This window comes from Borreliella chilensis (genome assembly GCA_000808095.1).
Taxonomy (GTDB): Bacteria; Spirochaetota; Spirochaetia; order Borreliales; family Borreliaceae; genus Borreliella; species Borreliella chilensis.
Genome location: CP009910.1, coordinates 69,223 through 90,094 on the forward strand (window position 1 = coordinate 69,223; position 20,872 = coordinate 90,094).

Consider the following 20,872-nt stretch of genomic DNA (forward strand, 5'->3'; position numbering starts at 1 on the left):
CTAAAAATGAAAGAAAAAATAAGTACATTGTTAAAACAAGCTGAAAGCATTTGGAGGAAGCTTTGACAAAAAAGAAATTCAAGCTGAAATCGAAAAATACGAAAAAGAAATAAACCAGAAAAACTTTTGGAATGATAATAGAAGAGCTCAAGAAGTCATTAAAGCCCAAAGTATCTTAAAAAGCAAAATTTATCCATGGGAAGAATTGATAAACAAAATCAAAGACTTAAGCGATCTGTATGAAATTATTGAAAACGAAAAAGATGCTAGCAGCTTAGAAATCGAATTTAATGTACTTGAAAAACAGTACAAAGATTTGCTCACAATTTCTTACTTTAAAGAAGAACTAGACGTAAACAACGCTTTTTTGACTATTCATTCTGGAGCTGGAGGCACTGAAGCATGCGACTGGGTTACGATGCTTTACAGAATGTACTCAAGATATGCTGAGAGAAAAAAATATAAAACAGAACTTGTTGATTTGCTTGAATCAGAAGGCGGAATTAAATCTGTTACAATAGAAGTCAAAGGTGAATATGCTTATGGAATGTTAAAAAGTGAAGTCGGCATACATCGTCTTATAAGAATTTCTCCATTTGATGCTGCTAAGAAAAGACATACCTCTTTTGCATCAGTATTTGTTGATCCTGTTATTGATGAAAAAATCGAAATAATAATTAAACCAGAAGATATAAGAATTGATACATATAGAGCATCAGGGGCCGGAGGACAACATGTCAACAAAACATCCTCTGCTGTAAGAATAACCCACATTGAAACAGGAATAGTAACTCAATCTCAAAGCGACCGAAGCCAACACAAAAATAAAGACATGGCAATGAAAGTTTTAAAATCAAGACTTTATGAATACTACAAAAACAAAGAAGATGAAAAAAATAAATCCAAGCAAGACACAAAAAAAGAAATCTCTTGGGGTAACCAAATAAGGTCTTATGTATTTCAACCTTACAATTTAGTAAAAGATCACAGAACAAAATTTGAAAATTCAAACATCACTTCAGTTATGGATGGCAATATAGATAATTTCATAGAAGAGTATTTAAAATGGAAAAGTTTAAACTAACACTAATAATTTCACTACTAATATTTAAAATATATCCAATACATTCTCAAAGTAACATCGAATATAAATTTTCTTACATTATTAATACTAAGAAAGAAAATATTGATCTTAAAAAAGGAATTGAAAAACAATTAGACAAAATCTACGGCAAAATAACAGAACATATTGTAAACAATAATGACAAGAATACCATTGAAAGCATTTATATAAATCAAGATATAATAAAAACAGAGATTGAAATTAGCAAATTAAAAGAAGAAATGGATAAAAAAAAACTTCAAAACATAATAAATGCAAAAGAAAAACACAACATAAAAACCAAAATTGATGAGCTTAAAAAAAATATTCAAAATATTAACAGAAAGAAAAAAGAATTTGCAAAATATTTCAACAATTTAAACAACCTAAAAGCAAAATATAAAAAAATCGAAGAACAACCAACTATCTTAAATTTAAATAAAGAATTTTTCATAAGAGAAGAATTATTTTTTATTAATTATATTGATCTGAAAAAAATAGAAAATTACTATTTACTAGAAATCAGCAATATAACTCCTGAGAAGATTGAAACTAAAAAAGAAGTATTTAAAACATCATCTTCTGTTTATGAAATTGCAGATAAAATAACAAAACACAGTTTTAAAGAAATATTAGGTAGAGAATTTTTAAAAATAAATATTAACGTTAAAAATAACACGGATGCAAAAATCTATATAAATGAAAAATTTGTTTCAAAAGGGATATACTACGACGATATTTTTGACATTTCCAAGCTTTCAAACAAAGAAATTGAAATAAAAATCACAAGTACAAATTTTGAAAGCCAATCTATTAAAAGAAAGGTCAAAAATGCAGATTCAATAATATTAAATATTGATTTAAGAAGAACAATCTCTAAAAAAGTAAAGATCACAAGCAATGTAAAATCTAAAGTATTTAAAAAAGGCACATTTATTGGAGAAACTCCAATTGAAATTGAAAAACCAGAAAATCAAGACATCATTTTGCTTAAATCTGAAGGGTATAAAGATAAATTCAAGTTAATAAATAAAGAAGAAGAACTAGTAGAGATAGAAATGATAAAAACCAATCAAAACAGACTTAGCGAAACAAGAGATAAATTTTATGTTAATTTGGCTATTTTTACATTAAGCACAATAGGAACCATTTTTGCAGGAACATTACTTAACAATGCAGAACAACTTTATCAAATAACTGGAAATCACTTTATTAACAAAAGATTAACATCCGAAGATGTATATATGGCAAAAGCAGAACAAATGACTGCAACATTTATTCTTGGAGCAGGAATCACTCTAACTATTGGAAGCTTTATTGCGTTAATAACCCATTTAGTAGAATATATTAAAGAAGCAAATCTAGGAGAATAAATTTAACACTTGATAATAAAATAGGAGAACAAACTTTTGGGCATTTTAGCAAAAATAAAAGAATTATTTAAAAGCAAACAACAAGAAAATATTATTGAAAATTTAGAAGACATCCTCTTAGAATCAGATATTAATAATGACATTGTAATAGAAATAATAAACAAATTAACAAAAGACAAAAATGAAAACGAAAAAACTATTATTGAAAAATTAAAAGAACTTTTAAATAATTATATTAACACAAAAAAATTTACTCTAAAAAATAACAAATTAAACATTTTGTTAATAATTGGCATAAATGGAATTGGAAAAACATCAAGCATAGCAAAGCTTGCAAATAAATTTAAAAATGAAGGCAAAAATATATTAATATCAGCTGCTGATACATTCAGAGCAGCTGCAATTGAACAAATAAAAATTTATGGTGAACAAATCGGAATTAGAATAATATCTCAAAACCAAGGAAGCGATCCATCAGCTGTGATATTCGACAGCATCTCAAGCGCTAAGCTTAAAAATTATGACGCACTAATTATTGACACAGCCGGAAGGTTACAAAATAAAGAAAATTTAATAAAAGAGCTTCAAAAAATAAACAATGTGATCTTAAAACAAATACACAACACTGACATCAATTATCAAAAACTACTTGTGATCGATTCTACTATTGGAAAAAATACAAATAGTCAAGCAGAAATTTTTAATAAAGCAATAGAAATAGACGGCATAATAATCACAAAGCTTGATTCATCTTCCAGGGCAGGTGCAATAATAAATATTTCAAAAATTCTTAAAAAACCTATATACTTTACTACATTTGGAGAAAATCTAGAAGATATTAAAGAATTTGATATCAATGAATATCTTAATAAATTGCTATGAAAAAAATCCAATTAATACTCATTATATTCATACCCCAAATTATTTATGCAAAAAGCTATTTTGCATCTGATGTGTTTTTCAATAAATACCAAAAATTAAGCGAAAAACCAAAAACAGGGTATTACATTGAATATCATTATATTGATGATACCGAAAAACTTTACTTGTACAAAGAAAATAATCTAATAAAATACAAGACACTCCAAATCATAGAAAACACAACAAAAATAACATATTACGATGCAAAAATTACAAAAAGAAAAGAAGAAATTTATGACAATTTAAATAATAAAATACAAGAAATAGAATATAATAATAACGGAAAAATCCTTGAAACAGCTAATTACTTTTATGAAAACGGCAACCTAATATCCAAAGATTTAAAAACAATAAACCAAAATTCAAAATCAATACATTATTCCAAAGACGAAAATGGTAAATTACTAAAAATAACAGGCTCAAATTTTCAAATTTGGAACTATGGAATTAATGGCGACATAAAATCCACATATTTTGATATAAAAAAATCAACAACAAAAGTAATAAACTACGATGACAAGAAAAGAAATTCAAACAGCATAATACTTGTTAATAATAAAATAAAATCTAAAGAAAAAAATCAATATCTAGATGAACAAAAAACAGTAAATACCTTTGAAGAAGAAACTACAAAAATTGTCTCTACTTACCAGAAAAACAACCTCATTAAAGAGGAAATATACAAAGATAATGAACTGATAAAAATTAATGATTTTCAATATAACTCATATGATATGATAATTTTTCAAAATACTAAAGAAAAGGATAAAGATAAATACATCAATACTAAAATTGAATACGAATATAACCAAGACAATCAATTAAAAAGCAAAAAAATTTATGAAAACGACATAATTTATCTAAAAACTGAATACTACAATGATAATGAATATGAAGAAGAAATATACTACAATAAAAAACCAGCTCTCAGAATAAAACATAAGAATGGAAAAATTACCGAAGAAAAACCAATAGGAACAAATTAAATGAATATAAGAAAATTTTTGCTTAAAAGGTTAATACTAGGAGAAAAAAATAGTTTAGCTCTCACAATTGTAATAATATTAAGTATTGCCTTAGGTGAAATAATAATTATTTTAACAATATCAATCATGAATGGTTTTCAAAACGATTTTTTCCTTAGCATTACAAATGTAGAAAGTGGAAATTTAAAAATAGAAAATGAACTCACACAAGAAGAAATCAAAGAAATTAAAAAAATTAAAGGAATAAAACATATAAATAAAATATATGAAACACAGGGCATTGGAATTCAAAATTATTATTATCCAACTATTTTGAATATTATTGCAATTGATATTAAAGATCTTAAAAACGACCAAAATTTTATTTCGTTTACAGGACTTAAAAAAGATGAACTTGAGATTAAAGACAATGAAATCATTATTGGAAATGTACTCTCTTACAATTTAAACCTATTTGAAAATGAAACCTTAAGATTAATAATCGCCGATGAAATAAAAAACTTTACATCAGTAGAAAATGATATAAAAAAATTTCAAATAAAATCAATTTTTAAAAGTAGTTATGCAAAAATAAATGAAACTTTAATTTTTATGAATATAGACTATTTTATTAAAAATAAAATTTTGCATAATTCTAGTATTAATTACCAAGTAAAAACAACAAATCTAAATCCAAGTAGCAAATTAATTGGCAAAATCACAGCTATTAATCCTAAAATTAAAGTAAAAACCTGGAATGAATACAATAAAGAGTTCTATAAAACATTGAAAATAGAACGAAATACAATGTTGATTATTTTAGCAAGCATTTTCATTGTCATTGCTGTTAATGCGTATTATCTGCAAAAAAGAGTAATAATAAACAAAAATAAAGCCATTTTAATACTATTAGCCGTGGGTCTTAGAAGCAAAAAAATAAAACAAATTTTTTTGATCCACTCAATAATAATCTGCACTATAGGAGGACTTCTTGGCTTGATACTAGGAATTTCAATTTCTTTGAATATAAATGAAATTTTAAAAACAATTGACAGTCTGGTGAATACTTTAATAAATTTTTTAAATCAAATATTAGACTTAGAAATAGATACAATTAAAATACAAATAGTAAAAAGCGCAATTACCCCTAAATTATTTCTAAGTGATTTAGCATTTACTTTCTCCTTTGCTTGTTTTTCTACAATATATTCAAGCGTAAAAGCAACAAAAAAAATTGGAAACCAAAAAAACATTGAAACTATAAATGGATCGTAAAATGGAAAATATACTAACTATACAAAATCTTTGCAAAGCATACAAAAAAAATAAAAAAACAAAAATTCAAATAATAGAAAATTTAAACCTAATTGTAACAAAAGGTGAATTTATTTCAATTCAAGGAAAAAGTGGTTGCGGAAAATCAACTCTTTTTAATATGATCTCGGGAATAGATAAAATAGACTCTGGAGAGATAATATCATGTGGAGTATCTTTGAAAAATGCAAATGAAAAAATATTAAGTTTGTATAAAAACAAACAAATAGGTTTAGTATTCCAAAATTATAATTTAATAAATGAGTTTAACGTAATTGAAAACATAATTCTACCTCAAATTATCTCAGGCCAACAAACAAAAGAAACAATAAATAAAAAAGCTCTGGATTTAATGCAAATACTAAAAATAGAAAACAGAGCAAACCATTACCCTTCAGAACTCTCAGGGGGTGAATCACAAAGGGTTGCTATTGCCAGAGCATTAATCAATGAGCCTAATATAATTTTATGCGATGAACCTACAGGAAATTTAGACTTAATGACAGCTAAAACTGTAGAAAATCTCCTTATCAATACAGCAAAAAATTTAAAAAAAACCTTAATACTAGTTAGCCATAACCCAAAATTCGCAAACAAAGCAGATTCAAAATATGAATTTAAAAACAGGACGTTAAAAAGAATATGATGCTTTTAAAGCTAACAGAAATTACAAAAATTGCTTACATAATTTTTAAAAATTCAACAAATAAAAAAGCTTTAATAGGCTCTGGAATATCATTAAGCTTAGTAATGGTCCCATTAATTATTGTATACTATATGTCTAGCAATATTATGAGCTCCACTATTAACAAATATATTGAAAGCGAAGGATTTTCTATACAAATAGAATACAACGACACAAATAAAACTCTTTCCCTAAAAAACAGATTAAGTTCATTTAAAAAAAAATATAATTACAAAGATTTAAATTATTTTTTTGAAAAAAGAACTTACGGAATTATTGGGAATAATAAAAAACAAGGTGTATTAATAAGAGCAATAGAAAACGTATTCACATTGGAAAATAAATCAATAAAATTAATAAAAGGTACTAAAAATTTAAAAAAGAATTCTATATTGATTTCAAACCAAATAAAAAATAAACTTAATTTAAATCTAAATGAAAAAATTGACATTTTGATTCCAAATACAAAAAACAATAAAATAATACCCAGAATAAGAAAATTTAACATATCAGGAATAATTGAAACTGGACTACAAGATATTGATAAAAATTTGGTATTAATTTCTTTTGAAAACGAAAATTTAATGTCAAAACAATTTTCAAAAAGCATAATTGGATTTAAAACAAATTCCAATTCCAGAAACAAAATTGAAATCTTGAAACAGAATCTAGAAACTGAATTTCAAGAATTCCAAATAAAAACATTCTATGAACTTTACTTAAACAAATACAATAATCTAGATATAAGTAAAAAACTTTTAATATTCATTATGGCTTTGATTATAATATTTGCAAGCATCAACATATCCTCATCTCTTTCAATGCTAATTTTTGAAAATAAAAAGAAAATTGCAATACTAAAATCGATTGGAATGAATAACTTAAACTTAAAAATAATATTTCTTTTGATATCACTTACATTAAGCACTACTTTTTGTGGAATTGGAATAATAATTGGCAACTACCTAACACTTAAAATATCTTATTTAATAAACTTTATTGATAATGTTTTAAACTTTTTTCTAAAAATACTAGGAGAAGAAAATTCTGAAATATTAAACTCAGAATATTACGTATCTGAACTTCAAATACATTTAAGCTTAAGCTTCAGCTTAACACTTCTTGGTTTGTATATGTTAATAAGTATTTTAACTACACTAATTCCGCTTAACATTATCTCAAATCTAAAAGAAAAAGAAATCTTAAAATAGTTTAAAAATTCTATTTAATCATCACGTTATTAATTTTAATAGCTAAAAAATCCTTTTCAATTGTAGGATAAATCTCATTTGGGAAAATCGTACTAATTGTGAAACTTTGCTTAGATTTAGATTTTAAAAAAGAATTGGCAGAAGAGATTAATTTTCGTCTCAAAGATCTAATAATTCTATCTTCCTTATCAACATAACTAATTTCAATCTCCAGATTTTTAATAATATCTTTTGAAGAATTGAACACTTCTATTACAGTATTTGCCTCACAAATTCCAAAAGACTTTTTAAAATGATTTCCAATATATTTAAATTCTAATATAAAAGAATCTGAATCAAGGCTTACACCATTTTTATCATCAACATTCTCAAAAAAATCAAGCTCAATAATATCTAAAACTATTTTTTTAGGATTAGCATTAATGGTCCTTGGAATATTTGATATAACATCAATTGGAATATAAACATTTTTACCCCATTTTGCAGGAAAATCACTTTCTTTGTCAAAAACCTGATTAAAAATAGACTTACCAAGATCATCGTAAACCGTAACTCTGTAAGAAATCTTTTTAACAGGATGAACTTTAGAAACAATCCCCGCTTTAAGTTGATACAAATGGGCATCCTCAAACACTAAAACTTTAGCATCCTCTATTTCTGTGTAATATAAGTCTTTAGAGCTTGAAATAAGATTAACAGCTTCAACTACTAAATCAGTAGCCATGGTAATAGGCGGAAGACCTTGAAATGTAGAAAGAGACGTTATTTTATCTTCTAAAACCATTTTCCCATTCCCACCAACAAAAGTATGAAAGGATCTATAAGTAATAAAAGAAATAAAAAATATCAAGATAGAACTTAAAGTTAATATTAATATCCTATTCTTAAATTTTTTAGATTCATAATAATCGATTAAATCTAAATCATTTCTTATTCCAAATTCTTTTGCTTGTAAACTTACATGGACCATTTTTTTTTTAGATTCTTTAGTATTTACCTTATCAGTAATATCTTTAAAAAGAAAAAAAAATAAACTAAAGATTGATTTATCGTGAAGAGAATACAAATAGATAGATTCAAGCTCTCTAAAAGCAAAATCTATCTTGCCCATTTTAAAAGATCTTTTGACTCTCGCATAAGTTCTTTTAAAATGAAGCTCCATATTTTCAATATCATTATCAGAAATATCTGATCTTTCAATAATATTTTTTATACTCTTTTTGCTTAAAACTTTATTTCTATGTTTCCTAAGTTTTGATAAATAAATCTTAATTCTATCTTCAGATGTTTTGCTATTCATTATCTTCTAATTCATCAACTTTTTTTAAAAGCCAATAAGCAATATTCCTAGCCGTAGTCTTTGTAACAGAAATTCCTATAAAAGAGTTAATTAATACTATTTTCCCCTCTCCATTCTTAAGTTCTTTTGAAGCCTCTTCTAAAACGCCTTCTTTGGTTTTTGTATAAGCAATCTCTTCAGAAATTTCTGTAGACTCAAAAACAAGATCACAAAAAATCTCTCCTGTACTAGTCACACTACCATAAATATTATTAATAGGAACCAATTTATAATCTTCAGCTTTTTCAAACCTATAAATTATTTCTTTCATATAAACGAGTATATCATAATCAAAAAACATAGCCAATAAACAAAATTTATACAAAAAAATAATTTAAACTTTTTTTATGAAATAAAAAATAATGCTATAATAATTAAAAACTAAAACTCGAAACAAAGGAACTTTTGGGGATTATGAACTTCAAACAAATAAAAAGCAATGCTGAGAAGGTTGCGCTTTTAAGAAAAGATTTTCCTATTTTAAATAAATTGCTTGACAATAAACATATAATTTATTTTGACAATGCCGCAACTTCTCAAAAACCCAAAACTGTAATTTATTCTGGTGTTGAATATTATGAAAATTACAACTCAAATGTACATAGAAGCGGCCACAAGTTTGCAATTCAAGCTAGCATAAAAATAGAAAAAACAAGAGAGCTTGTAAAAAATTTCATTAATTCAGAATCTTCAAAAAATATAATATTTAACTCTGGAACTACAGATGGCATTAATACCATTGCAAACTCATTTTTTTACTCAAAATACTTTAAAAAAAAAGATGAAATTATTCTTACAGCTCTTGAACATAATAGTAATTTGCTACCATGGGCAAATCTTGCAAAATTAGCTAATCTAACAATTAAGATTGCCAAATTCAATGAAATGGGAATTATTAATCCTGAAGAAATTGAAAAACTTATTACAGAAAAAACAAAACTTATCAGTATATCAGGAATAAATAATACCTTGGGCACAATTAATGATTTAGAATCTATTGGTAAAATTGCGAAAAAATACAATATAAGTCTTTTTATAGATGCTGCACAAATGGCACCTCATATAAAAATAGATGTTAAAAAAATTGGTTGCGACTTTTTGGTATTTTCTGGACATAAAATGCTTGCTCCAACAGGAATAGGAATTTTATATATTTCAAATAACATGATTGAAAAGCTTAATAGCTCGAAATTAGGAGGAAATACAGTAGAAAAAATATACATAGAAAATAAAAAAATTGAATTTAAATCTCTTGATGCTCCTAATAAGTTTGAATCAGGAACTCCAAATATTGCAGGAATTATTGGACTTGGAGAGGCAATAAAATACATCAATAACATCTCTATGGATTTTATTTTAGAACATGATCAGCAATTAATCGAATATGGGATAAAAAAATTACAAGAACTTGATGAAGTTGAATTTTTGCTAAATAAAAATCTTAAAAGAAATTCAATAATATCATTTACAGTAAAAAATATTCACTCACACGATATTGAAACATGTCTAGATACAATGGGAATAGCGACTCGAGCTGGAAAAACTTGTTCTTATGTAGCATTTTTCCCAGAAAATTTAAATAAAAACCATCTCCTAAGAATTAGTTTTTATTTTTATAACACACAAGAAGAAATTGATATTTTCATATCAGGATTAAAAAAAGTAATAAAAGAACTTTCCTGAAAATTGAAATAACAAACATATTAACAAAGTTAATCAAAATCTTTCTCTTTGATTAACTTTAATTGTATTCTTAAAATTTTTTATTTAAAAAATCTCCATATTATTTTTTATATTGATTTAATAAATCAAAGAAAATAAAATTAAATTATGCTCACAGAAAAAATTAAAAGAGAATTAATAAAGCTTAGCAAAATAAATAAATACATAATACATAAAGCAGAAGCAAACCAAAACTTTAACCATCAATCTAAATGTGGAGATCAAATTTCATTCCAAATAAAAGAAGCAAACAGCGGAAAATTCAATTTAAAACATCATGCATCCGGATGCATGATCTTACTTGCAAGTGCCAACACTTTAAACAAATTGTGTAATGGCAAATCAAAATCTGAAATACTAAACTTGGTACAAAAAATAATAAATAATGATTTTGAAAATCTAGACGAAATTGATGCAAGTTTAAAAATTTTTAATACATTCAAAAACACAAATAGAAAAGACTGTTTTTTACTACCATACAAAGCATTAAAAGATAGCTTAGAAAGCTATGTCATATTGGGGAGAACTATTAAATGAAAATCTACTCACACTCATCAATCGGATATGATGGAGAACTAATTGAGATTGAAATAGATATCAAAAAAGGAATTTCTGGAATTGATATCGTAGGGCTTGCTGGAAGCGAAATTAAAGAATCAAGAGAAAGGGTAAAATCTGCTATCAAAAATTCAAATTTTCATTTTCCTAAAGATAGAATATTAATAAATCTTGCACCAGCTGGAATTAGAAAAATTGGAACAGCTCTTGACCTTTCAATTGCAATTAGCATCATTAAAATCGAAGAAGATAAAAATAATAAAAATTTGGAAATCTTAATATTAGGAGAGTTGCAATTAGATGGCAAAATAAGATCAATAAAAGCCGTTTTACCAGCCATTGCTCTTGCTAAAGAAAAGGAAATAAAATTTGCAATAGTTCCTTTTGAAAATTTAGAAGAAGCTTATCTAATAAATGATTTGAATATTTGGGGTGTTAAAGACTTAAAAGAAACTATAAATATAATAGAACAATTAAATGATAACATACTCCCCCCAAAAACAAATATTAAACCACAAAAAACAGTTGAAAAAGATTGTATTTTAGATTATGACTTTAAAAATATAAAAGGACAACAAAGAGCAAAAAGAGCAATTGAAATAGCAATTGCCGGTGGGCATAACATCATGCTATTTGGACCACCTGGAAGTGGAAAAACACTTAGTCTTAAATGCGTTCAATCTATTCTTCCTCCGCTTACAAACAAAGAGATGATAGAAACAAACAAAATATGGTCAATATCAGGAAAATTAATAGAGAAAAAAATAATAAAACAAAGACCTTTTAGAAATCCTCACCATACTGCTAGTAAAGAAGGAATAATTGGAGGGGGGCCTAATCCCTTACCTGGAGAAGTGTCTCTTGCGCACAATGGAGTATTGTTCCTAGATGAAGCTTTAGAATTTAAAAAATCTATCTTACAATCTTTACGTGAGCCTATTGAAGACAAATCAATTTCAATCTCAAGAGCAAGTTCCAAATTATTCAAATACCCTGCTAATTTTCAACTAATGCTTGCAATGAATCTTTGCCCTTGTGGGAACCTTGGCAAAAAAAATACAGATTGTTTTTGCTCACAACAAGAAATTTCAAATTATTGGAAAAAACTTGGAGCTGCAATGCTTGATAGAATTGATATTAGGGTTCCAACAAGAACAATCAATAATGAGAAATTACTCAACGAAACAAGCGAAAGTTCAAGCGAAATAAAACAAAGAATAATAAAAGCAAGAAATATTCAAAGTAGAAGATACAAAAATTTTGCAAACATAAATAAAAATTCTGATCTTAATCCTGATCACATTGAAAAATTTTGCGAATTAAATGCGATTCTAAAAAATGACTTGATTTACATTTTAAACAAACTTAATATATCCTCAAGAGCAACACATTCAATACTAAAAATTGCAAGAACAATCTCAGACTTAAAGGAAGAAGAAAATATTTCAAGAGAATCCTTACTTGAGGCAATTGGGCACAGAAAAAATGGAGAAAATTTGCTTGAAAAATAAAAACCCCTAAATATTGGGGTCTCAAAACTAAAATTCTATTTTATCAATATAACTTTTAAGCTGATTAGCAGAATTGTTAAACCTCTCAAGCTCTTTAGGGCTTATTTTAAAGTTTAAAACTTCTTTTACCCCTTCTTTACAAACTATAGCAGGTGCTCCAATATAAATATCTTTAATTAATCCTCCATACTGACCATTAATGTAAGAAGATATTGGCAGAATAATATTCTGATCCCCAATTATTGCATTTACAATATTCTTAATACCAAGCCCAATAGCATAATAAGTTGCCCCCTTAAATTTAATTACCTCATAAGCAGCATTTACTACCTTTTTATGAATTTCATCAAGCTCTAACTCAGTTATTTTCCCTTCAGCAAGATATTCTGACAAAGGCTTCATTGCTATTTTTGTTTCATCCCAAGTAGCAAAAGAACTATCACCGTGCTCACCCATAATATATGAATGTATATTTTGTGTATTTACACTAAACCGATCACTTAAAAAATATCTAAGTCTTGAAGTATCAAGAATAGTACCAGTACCAATAACCTTATGAATAGGAAATTTAGAATACTTCATTGTAACATAAGTCATAATGTCTACAGGATTACTTGCAATGACAAAAATACCATCAAAACCGCTAGCCACAACATTCGTTACAATATCTTTAAAAATTTTTGAATTCTTACCAACCAAATCAAGCCTTGTTTCACCAGGTTTTTGATTAAGCCCTGCTGTAATTACAACAATATCTGCATCAGCACAATCTTTGTAAGCCCCAAACACTACATCAATATTCTTTTTTAAAAACATTTGCCCATGATTGAGGTCCATAACCTCACCTTTTGCCTTATTCTCATTAACATCGATAATTACAAGTTCATGTACAAGTGAATTGTCTATTGTCAAAGCATAAGCAAAACTTGCGCCTACCCCACCAGCTCCAATAAGAACAACTTTATTAGACTTAAGCATAAATTACTCCATATAAATTTAAACTACATAAAACTAATTTTAAATAATTAATAATAATTATTTAATAAAAATATTTTATCGTATTTTTAAAGGCTTTGCCAACCAAATACCTTCAAAAATTAAAAATACATTTAACTATCATTAGACTTCAAAACTGCTAGAAAAGCACTTTGTGGAATTTCAACATTTCCTACCATCTTCATTCGCTTTTTACCTTCTTTTTGCTTTTCTAAAAGTTTTCGCTTACGAGTAATATCGCCACCATAACACTTGGCAGTAACATCTTTTCTAACAGGAGAAATTGTCTCTCTAGCAATAACGTTAGAGCCAATAGCACCTTGAATAGCTATTTTAAATTGTTGCCTTGCTATTTCATCTTTTAACTTTTTACAAATCCCTGTAGCTTTAATTCTTGCACTATCTTTAAAAACCAATTGAGAAAGTGCATCAACTCTATCACCATTAACTAATATATCTAATCTTACTAAGTCTGTATGCTCATAATCTAAAAGCTCATAGTCAAAAGACGCATATCCGCGACTCACAGATTTGATCTTATCATAAAAATCAAAAAGTATTTCAGAAAGAGGCATTTTATAAATAAGTTCAACGCGCTTAGTATCAAGATAAATTAAATTTGTCTGTACTCCTCTTTTCAACAAACATACACTCATAATATTTCCTAAAAATTCTGTAGGAACAATAATATTGGCTCTAATATAAGGTTCAAGAACATTTTCAATAACTTCATTTCCAGGAAATTGCTCAGGACTTTCAATATAATAAGATTTACCCTTTTTAGGAATAATTTTGTATCTAACAGAAGGAGAAGTCAATATTACATTTAAATCAAATTCACGCTCAATACGTTCTTGAATAACCTCCAAATGCAAAAGTCCAAGAAATCCGCATTTAAAACCATGCCCAAGAGCCGATGATGAATCTTTTTCAAATGTTAAAGATGCATCATTAAGCTTTAATCTATCCATTGCCTTTAAAAGATCGTCATATTGATTAGCATCAACAGGATACACCGAAGAAAACACTACAGGCTTAACTTCTTTAAACCCCTCAAGTGGGGATAATGCAGGACAATCATAAAGAGTTACAGTATCTCCAATCTTAACATCTGATATATTTTTTATTCCTGCAATAAAATATCCAACATCCCCTGCTTCTAACCTATCTTTTTTTTCAAGCAATATTTTAAAAACCCCAATTTCCTCAATCAAATAATTGCTATCAGTATGCATTAATCTAATCTTATCGCCTGTTTTGATTTGCCCTTCAAAAATCCTAAAATGAACAATAACTCCTCTATAAGAATCATAATGTGAATCAAAAATTAATGCTCTTAACGGATCTTTAACACTTCCTCTGGGGGATGGAACATACTTACAAATAGCTTCAAGCAAATCATCAATCCCTACTCCATTCTTAGCAGAAATCGAAATAGCAATTTCCTCGTTTAACCCTAAATCATTTTTTATTTGCTTTTTTACAAAATCAATATTAGCATTTGGAAGATCTATTTTATTAATAACAGGAATAATTTCCAAATCATGCTCAAAAGCCATATAAAAATTAGAAACTGTTTGAGCTTGTACTCCCTGGCTTGCATCAATCAACAAAAGAGCACCCTCACAAGATGAAATTGCTCTTGATACTTCATAAGAAAAATCAACATGGCCTGGGGTATCAACAAAATTTAACTCATAAAGCTCACCATCATTACTCTTATAAGTAATTGTCACTGCCTGGCTTTTTATTGTAATCCCCCTTTCTCGCTCAATATCCATACTGTCAAGCATTTGACTTTTAAAATCACGATCAGATATTATTTTAGCCTTTTGAATAAATCGATCAGCTAATGTCGATTTACCATGATCAATGTGTGCAATAATGCAAAAATTTTTCTTACGAATACTAATACTGACCCTCCTAAATTACAAATCAAGCTTTAAAAACGTATATTTTTCTTAAATACAGAATTTTTAATTTGACTTCTTGATTTTGCAATATAAGGAGAAAATCTTGGCGCAAGATCTACCACTAATTTCCAGGTATCTATTGCTCTAAATCTATAATCACCATTAGAATATGTATAAGTAGCAACAGCAATATTATAAACTATTTCCCAGAAATCTGTAGATTCAAAAGCATTTTTAATTGCCTTATACTCATTAATTTTTTTAACAAAAGACCTTAAATTTCTAAACTGATAAACAGGTTCATAATAACAAACATAATCATACATTCTTGTTAAAATTCCTACTGCAGCTATAAGTCCATGAGTAATTGAAAGTTCATAAGCTCCCAAACGCAAATAAACTTTTGACAATAATTGGTGAGTATCAATAACATTGTAGTTCTTAAATCTATAAAGATTAAAAGTAAAATCAATACCAAAAGCTCCTCTTACTTGTTTTAAATAAGAAGTTAGATAAAATGAAATATTAAATTTATTATTTGACGCACTATTTTCATTATTAGAATAATCATGATAACTATAATAATCTTTTTTAGTTGAAAACTTATTTAATATATTATTTAAATAATCAATTGTATCAACATAATTATTCTCAAGTTCGGCCATTTTGGCTAAAGAAAAAAGTATTTTTTTTTCAAAAGATCCATCTAGTAAATAATCTTTATCTTCAAAAGCCTTGTAAAGGTTCAATTTTTCAAGAACAGCATTGCCGGACATTCCATAAGCTACTGATAAATAATAACTGGCCTCAGGATAAACGCCTTTTCTAAGCAAAGCTTCCTGTAAATAATTAATAGCATCTGTAAGACTAGATTTACTAAATTCAGATTTAGAGTAAAGAAATTGCCTACCCTTTTCAAGCAAAATCCAATAAGGAAAATTCTTATTGCTTAAAGAACTTAAAGAAATAGAAAAAGGTAGAACAAGAAAAAATAAAACCAAATTTCTCATAATAATAAATATATTAAATTAACCCATAAATTACGAGAAAAATTAATATCAAAATTAAACAAACTTAAATATCATTAAAAACACCATTACAAATAGAGCAACAGATTCTATTAATCCTAAAACCAAAAGATATGTGGCGAATCCTTTTCCAGTCTCAGAAAAAGCGTCACAAGCACCTGCTGCTGCTTTACCCTGTGCAAACCCAGAAACAGCAATTGCAAACCCACCACCAAGACCAGCTCCAAGCAATAACCATGGATTTGTCTGCATCATCACCTCAGATAAAGTATTCATTAAAATATATCCATATATTATCTGAGTCAATGGCGCTGAAACAAAAACAATCAATAAAAATGGCGCTGGTTTCCCTTGCATATAACATCTCTTCCATGCTCCAATAGCAGCACTACCTGCTGCCCCCATACCCAACGCCGAACCTATTGCTGAGATTGTCAAAGCTGAATTAACTCCTATTAAACCTATATCCATAAGTACTCCTTTTTATTTGTTTTTTATTTTTCTAAAAGGCTTATACGCATATCCACTCCATTCTTGTCCTAAATGATTTGAAAATTCAAGCATATTAAGCCTTACACCATGAACAACCACTGAAAGTAAAGATAGCATTATATTTAAAACATGTCCAAAAAGTATAACAATAACTCCAACTATTATAAGACCAATATTAGAAGATTTTAACAAAGGTATTGACATGGCATTAAAGCTTTCAGAGATTGAAAGTCCTGCAAGCCCAACTGCAAAAAGTCTAATATAAGATATTATGTCTGCAAATCCCGATACAGTGGTTAAAAATTGTTCTATAATACCTCCAAAACTTTTCAATATACACTTAAAAAAATTTGAACCATCTTGCTTTCCAAAAACAAATACAAGTGCAACGCCAAAATATATCATATTATAAACAACATTATGCATAGGAAATCTAGATTGACTGAGTATTAAATTCAAAACAAGGTAATAAAGGCCAACTATACCTATAAGCCAACCAATCTGAGCAATTGAATGAATGTGGGGCTTTTCTTTTATTTGTCTGAAAAAATTCCAAGCGTGAGCCAATGAAATTTGCAAAACTCCTATTGAAAAGCAGATAAAAATAATATTTTGTACACTATTTTTCTCTGTCAAATAACTAATTTTAAACGAATTCAAAATAGGAAACATTTCAAGCACTAAAGGACTACCAAACCAAGTCCCAGTCATAGAACCATAAAGTATCGATGAAACACTAAGATAAAATATTAAACCATGAATTGGAGTTAAGGACTTCCCTTTAAAAATAAAACCCAAACTAAGCAAAATTCCTATCAAAAAAAATATCACCCCATAAGCAGCATCACCTATTATCATACCAAAAAATACAAAGAAAAATAACATAAAAATAAAACTTATATCCCTTTCTTTATACCCAGGAATTGTCTCTAAAATATTAAAAATAGGCGCAGCTAAATTGGCAATTCCTTTTCTTTTTATATAAGTTGGAATAAAATCATTTTCTCCAGGATCTGCAAATTGAACTGCAAAACCTACTTTTAAAACTGAATTTTTAAGAGATTCTTGACTTTCAGCTGGAATAAATCCTGTAATATACGAAAAATCCTCAAAATCAGTTTGCATATCAGCTAAAACCTGTTCAAACTCTACAATTTGATCGTAATTTTTTATCTCATCTCTTAAAATATCAATGTATTTATTAAAAAGAGAAATTTGAGTCAATTTTTGATCTAAGATCTCATCTACAACCTTTAATTTATTATTAATATAATCAAGATCAAAATCAAACTTAAACTCATCAGCAATTTCTATTTTTTGCTCAAACTCACCAACACTAACAAAATAAGAAGTGTTTTTTACATTTTTAATCAAAAGCACATTAATATTAGGATCTCTTAACAAATTTTTATATTCACTTTTTTGGATTTTAAAAAACTGAATATAAATATTAGATTCTTTCAATTTGCTAATATAATCTAAAGAAAAATTTCCCCAAACAGAAATCAAATCCTTTTCATGCAATAAAGATTGTTTTATATCTTGAAATTCCTTAATCTCATTGCCTAGATTAATGATACTTTTTGCAATATCTAAAAAATTTCCATTAGAAGATTTTAAAGTCTTAACACCTCCATCTTCCTTAAGTAGCGAAAAAGCTTGTATTAAAATTCGCTGATTATCAATGCTCTTTTTTAAAGAATCTGAATTTTTATTGCAAGAATTAATATGAACTGCTCCAAAATCTCTTAAAACCTCTAATGATTCTTTTTTATATTTTGATAAAGTCAAAAGTAAAACTTTTTTCATTTTTACAATCATAAGCTTGTTCCTATTTTTTTTTAGTCAAACTAGACTTAGCAATTTTACCTCTCACAACAGCTGCAGTTTGCTGATCTCCAAGATATATATTAATTTTTTTTATATTAAACTTAGCTGTCGGTATCATAACTTTCTCAAATAAATTAACTCTCTGAGATGTTACTCGAAACTCCTTTAAAAGTAAATCAATCTGTTTTTTTAAAATTTTAAGTTCTACATCAATTTGAATCACATTTTTAAGAATTTCAATCCCCTTATCTACCCAATAAGGAGTAAAAAGTAGGTCATGCCTTATATTTTCATATTCAATAGAATTGAATACAGGGATTGCAACCCCTGCAATATTTAAAGATTTCTTGACCACTGTTTTTACTTGAATCCAACTCTCAAAAGGAAATTTTTCACTAAAAAGAGAAATCCAATTAGAAATATTATCCTTAAGTTTTTGTTGCTCAAGAATTTTAATTCTGTAAGAATTCTCAATTCTAATAATTTCCATATAAAGTTGTTGTTTCTTAAGCTGCAAAGTAGGTAAATATCTTTTAAACATCCTAAGCTCATCTTTTTGCTTCTTAAGATCATTTTTAGTCAATTTAATTTTAGACATAATCAATAGGCCTCTTTCTTAGGCCAATACTTTTCTATAAGATCTGTTTTTATTCCTGTTTCTTTTGGACTAAAACAACTAGCAAGAATGTCCCAACCCAAATCCAAAGCCTCTTCCAAAGGAATATTAACAGATAAATCCATCATCTTACTTTCAAACATATTGCTATACTTGAGTAATTTTTCATCCCACTTAGTCATACTAAACCCCATAGCCTTCTTTTCTACAGACTCCTTTGAAGATGCATAAAGCTTAATCATCGAATCCATTATAGTCCTGTGATCGTCTCTAGTTTTACCATTTACCATTTGTTTAAGTCTTGAAAGAGATCCAAAAGGTTCTATTCTGCCACCTTTTAAATAGTACTGACCTTCTGTAATATACCCAGTATTATCAGGAACAGGATGAGTAACATCATCACCTGGCATAGTTGTAACTGCAAGTATTGTAATCGATCCTGCACCTTCAAAATCAATCGCCTTCTCATAACGATATGCAAGCTGAGAATATAAATCTCCAGGATAACCTCTGTTAGAAGGCACTTGTTCCATCGTAATAGATATTTCTTTCATTGCATCAGCAAAATTTGTCATATCCGTAAGAAGAACTAAAACTTTTTTACCCTTAAGAGCAAATTTTTCAGCAACAGAAAGCGAAATATCAGGAACAGTTAAAGATTCAACAACAGAATCATTAGCGGTATGAACAAAAAAAATTGTTCTACTTAAAGCACCTCCTTTTTCTAAAGAATCTTTAAAAGTCAAATAATCATCATGCTTGAGCCCCATTCCACCAAGAATTATCAAATCAACCTCTGCTTGAAGCGCAATTCTTACAAGAAGCTCATTATAAGGTTCACCAGAAACCGAAAATATAGGTAATTTTTGAGATTCAACAAGAGTATTAAAAACATCTATCATTGGAAGACCTGTTCTTATCATATTTCTAGGAACAATTCGTTTTGCAGGATTGGCAGAAGGACCCCCAATTTCAATCAAACTATCATCAAGAAAAGGACCCCCATCCCTAGGATTTCCAGAACCATCAAAAATTCTGCCCAACAAATTATCAGAAAATGAAACTTGCATTGAATGCCCTAAAAATTTTATTTCATCTGAAGTGGAAACACCCCTTGTACCACCATAAACTTGAAGAGAGACTTTTTCTCTATCAAGTTTAATTACTTCAGCTAGAGAACTTGTGTCTTTTGCCTTCACAATAGCAAGCTCACCATACTTAATACCTTGAGCTTTAACAGTTATTACATTGCCTGCTATAGACTCTATTTTGCTGTAGACTCTTTTCATATATATA

Annotated in this window: 19 protein-coding genes; 10 read left to right on the forward strand and 9 right to left on the reverse strand. The window is 27.6% G+C overall.

All coding sequences use genetic code 11. The features are described 5' to 3' along the window. Nucleotides 1-40: 40 nt before the first annotated feature. The 7 genes from OY14_00360 to OY14_00390 are packed head-to-tail and all read left to right on the forward strand — an operon-like array spanning nt 41 to nt 7,571. The gene (locus OY14_00360; GenBank protein AJA89922.1) at nt 41-1,084 is read left to right on the forward strand and encodes a peptide chain release factor 2; all 1,044 of its coding nucleotides are present in this window, start codon (nt 41-43) and stop codon (nt 1,082-1,084) included. Beyond that, nucleotides 1,066-2,475, forward strand: a complete 1,410-nt coding sequence (locus OY14_00365; GenBank protein AJA89923.1) for a hypothetical protein — start codon at nt 1,066-1,068, stop codon at nt 2,473-2,475. The genes OY14_00360 and OY14_00365 overlap by 19 nt, the downstream gene beginning before the upstream one ends. A 36-nt stretch (nt 2,476-2,511) precedes the next feature. After that, a complete protein-coding gene (locus tag OY14_00370) occupies nt 2,512-3,357 on the forward strand; it encodes a cell division protein FtsY (GenBank protein ID AJA89924.1) in 846 nt (281 codons plus the stop codon). Next, the gene (locus OY14_00375) at nt 3,354-4,382 is read left to right on the forward strand and encodes a hypothetical protein (GenBank protein ID AJA89925.1); all 1,029 of its coding nucleotides are present in this window, start codon (nt 3,354-3,356) and stop codon (nt 4,380-4,382) included. Before OY14_00370 ends, OY14_00375 begins: the two co-directional genes overlap by 4 nt. Further along, nucleotides 4,383-5,636 (forward strand): permease, encoded by a 1,254-nt coding sequence (locus tag OY14_00380; protein ID AJA89926.1) that lies wholly within the window; start codon nt 4,383-4,385, stop codon nt 5,634-5,636. Nucleotide 5,637: 1 nt separating this feature from the next. Further along, nucleotides 5,638-6,321 (forward strand): ABC transporter ATP-binding protein, encoded by a 684-nt coding sequence (locus OY14_00385; protein ID AJA89927.1) that lies wholly within the window; start codon nt 5,638-5,640, stop codon nt 6,319-6,321. Next, on the forward strand, nt 6,318-7,571 hold the full coding sequence (locus tag OY14_00390) for an ABC transporter permease (protein ID AJA89928.1): 1,254 nt from the start codon (nt 6,318-6,320) through the stop codon (nt 7,569-7,571). The genes OY14_00385 and OY14_00390 overlap by 4 nt, the downstream gene beginning before the upstream one ends. Nucleotides 7,572-7,581: 10 nt before the next feature. Here OY14_00390 and OY14_00395 read toward each other — a convergent pair whose 3' ends face one another. Continuing rightward, entirely contained in the window at nt 7,582-8,871 is a 1,290-nt protein-coding gene (locus tag OY14_00395; protein AJA89929.1) for a hypothetical protein, read from the reverse strand. Then, nucleotides 8,864-9,181, reverse strand: coding sequence for a hypothetical protein (locus OY14_00400; GenBank protein ID AJA89930.1), 318 nt, complete (start codon nt 9,179-9,181; stop codon nt 8,864-8,866). The genes OY14_00395 and OY14_00400 overlap by 8 nt, the downstream gene beginning before the upstream one ends. A 143-nt stretch (nt 9,182-9,324) precedes the next feature. Here OY14_00400 and OY14_00405 point away from each other — a divergent pair, with 143 nt between their 5' ends. The 3 genes from OY14_00405 to OY14_00415 all read left to right on the forward strand — a co-directional run bounded on the left by OY14_00405 (nt 9,325) and on the right by OY14_00415 (nt 12,701). Next, nucleotides 9,325-10,593 (forward strand): cysteine desulfurase, encoded by a 1,269-nt coding sequence (locus tag OY14_00405; protein ID AJA89931.1) that lies wholly within the window; start codon nt 9,325-9,327, stop codon nt 10,591-10,593. A gap of 147 nt (nt 10,594-10,740) precedes the next feature. Next, nucleotides 10,741-11,169, forward strand: coding sequence for a hypothetical protein (locus OY14_00410; GenBank protein AJA89932.1), 429 nt, complete (start codon nt 10,741-10,743; stop codon nt 11,167-11,169). Further along, nucleotides 11,166-12,701 carry a magnesium chelatase gene (locus tag OY14_00415; GenBank protein ID AJA89933.1) on the forward strand — a complete coding sequence of 512 codons (1,536 nt, stop codon included), beginning with the start codon at nt 11,166-11,168 and terminating at the stop codon, nt 12,699-12,701. Before OY14_00410 ends, OY14_00415 begins: the two co-directional genes overlap by 4 nt. A gap of 27 nt (nt 12,702-12,728) precedes the next feature. Here the strand turns inward: OY14_00415 and ldh are convergent, their stop codons facing one another. The 7 genes from ldh to OY14_00450 form a co-directional block, all read right to left on the reverse strand. After that, nucleotides 12,729-13,679, reverse strand: coding sequence for a lactate dehydrogenase (ldh, locus tag OY14_00420; GenBank protein ID AJA89934.1), 951 nt, complete (start codon nt 13,677-13,679; stop codon nt 12,729-12,731). Nucleotides 13,680-13,810: 131 nt separating this feature from the next. After that, entirely contained in the window at nt 13,811-15,490 is a 1,680-nt protein-coding gene (locus OY14_00425; GenBank protein ID AJA89935.1) for an elongation factor 4, read from the reverse strand. A 149-nt stretch (nt 15,491-15,639) separates the two neighbouring features. Continuing rightward, nucleotides 15,640-16,620, reverse strand: a complete 981-nt coding sequence (locus OY14_00430; GenBank protein AJA89936.1) for a hypothetical protein — start codon at nt 16,618-16,620, stop codon at nt 15,640-15,642. A 54-nt stretch (nt 16,621-16,674) separates the two neighbouring features. After that, a complete protein-coding gene (locus tag OY14_00435) occupies nt 16,675-17,109 on the reverse strand; it encodes an ATP synthase subunit K (protein ID AJA89937.1) in 435 nt (144 codons plus the stop codon). A 12-nt stretch (nt 17,110-17,121) separates the two neighbouring features. Further along, the gene (locus OY14_00440; GenBank protein ID AJA89938.1) at nt 17,122-18,951 is read right to left on the reverse strand and encodes an ATP synthase subunit I; all 1,830 of its coding nucleotides are present in this window, start codon (nt 18,949-18,951) and stop codon (nt 17,122-17,124) included. Nucleotides 18,952-18,961: 10 nt separating this feature from the next. Next, nucleotides 18,962-19,558 (reverse strand): ATP synthase subunit D, encoded by a 597-nt coding sequence (locus OY14_00445; protein ID AJA89939.1) that lies wholly within the window; start codon nt 19,556-19,558, stop codon nt 18,962-18,964. A 2-nt stretch (nt 19,559-19,560) separates the two neighbouring features. Further along, complete coding sequence (locus tag OY14_00450; protein AJA89940.1) at nt 19,561-20,865, reverse strand: ATP synthase subunit B; 1,305 nt, start codon at nt 20,863-20,865, stop codon at nt 19,561-19,563. Nucleotides 20,866-20,872 lie beyond the last annotated feature (7 nt).

What these genes read in the sequence shown, in the direction of transcription:
- OY14_00410 (AJA89932.1), top strand. Translation starts at nt 10,741, where the DNA reads ATGCTCACAGAAAAAATTAAAAGAGAATTAATAAAGCTTAGCAAAATA.
- OY14_00430 (AJA89936.1), bottom strand. Translation starts at nt 16,620, where the DNA reads ATGAGAAATTTGGTTTTATTTTTTCTTGTTCTACCTTTTTCTATTTCT.
- OY14_00425 (AJA89935.1), bottom strand. Translation starts at nt 15,490, where the DNA reads ATGCTTGACAGTATGGATATTGAGCGAGAAAGGGGGATTACAATAAAA.
- OY14_00450 (AJA89940.1), bottom strand. Translation starts at nt 20,865, where the DNA reads ATGAAAAGAGTCTACAGCAAAATAGAGTCTATAGCAGGCAATGTAATA.
- OY14_00395 (AJA89929.1), bottom strand. Translation starts at nt 8,871, where the DNA reads ATGAATAGCAAAACATCTGAAGATAGAATTAAGATTTATTTATCAAAA.
- OY14_00365 (AJA89923.1), top strand. Translation starts at nt 1,066, where the DNA reads ATGGAAAAGTTTAAACTAACACTAATAATTTCACTACTAATATTTAAA.
- OY14_00405 (AJA89931.1), top strand. Translation starts at nt 9,325, where the DNA reads ATGAACTTCAAACAAATAAAAAGCAATGCTGAGAAGGTTGCGCTTTTA.
- OY14_00375 (AJA89925.1), top strand. Translation starts at nt 3,354, where the DNA reads ATGAAAAAAATCCAATTAATACTCATTATATTCATACCCCAAATTATT.
- OY14_00390 (AJA89928.1), top strand. Translation starts at nt 6,318, where the DNA reads ATGATGCTTTTAAAGCTAACAGAAATTACAAAAATTGCTTACATAATT.
- OY14_00440 (AJA89938.1), bottom strand. Translation starts at nt 18,951, where the DNA reads ATGATTGTAAAAATGAAAAAAGTTTTACTTTTGACTTTATCAAAATAT.
- OY14_00445 (AJA89939.1), bottom strand. Translation starts at nt 19,558, where the DNA reads ATGTCTAAAATTAAATTGACTAAAAATGATCTTAAGAAGCAAAAAGAT.
- OY14_00385 (AJA89927.1), top strand. Translation starts at nt 5,638, where the DNA reads ATGGAAAATATACTAACTATACAAAATCTTTGCAAAGCATACAAAAAA.
- OY14_00380 (AJA89926.1), top strand. Translation starts at nt 4,383, where the DNA reads ATGAATATAAGAAAATTTTTGCTTAAAAGGTTAATACTAGGAGAAAAA.
- OY14_00415 (AJA89933.1), top strand. Translation starts at nt 11,166, where the DNA reads ATGAAAATCTACTCACACTCATCAATCGGATATGATGGAGAACTAATT.
- ldh (AJA89934.1), bottom strand. Translation starts at nt 13,679, where the DNA reads ATGCTTAAGTCTAATAAAGTTGTTCTTATTGGAGCTGGTGGGGTAGGC.
- OY14_00400 (AJA89930.1), bottom strand. Translation starts at nt 9,181, where the DNA reads ATGAAAGAAATAATTTATAGGTTTGAAAAAGCTGAAGATTATAAATTG.
- OY14_00435 (AJA89937.1), bottom strand. Translation starts at nt 17,109, where the DNA reads ATGGATATAGGTTTAATAGGAGTTAATTCAGCTTTGACAATCTCAGCA.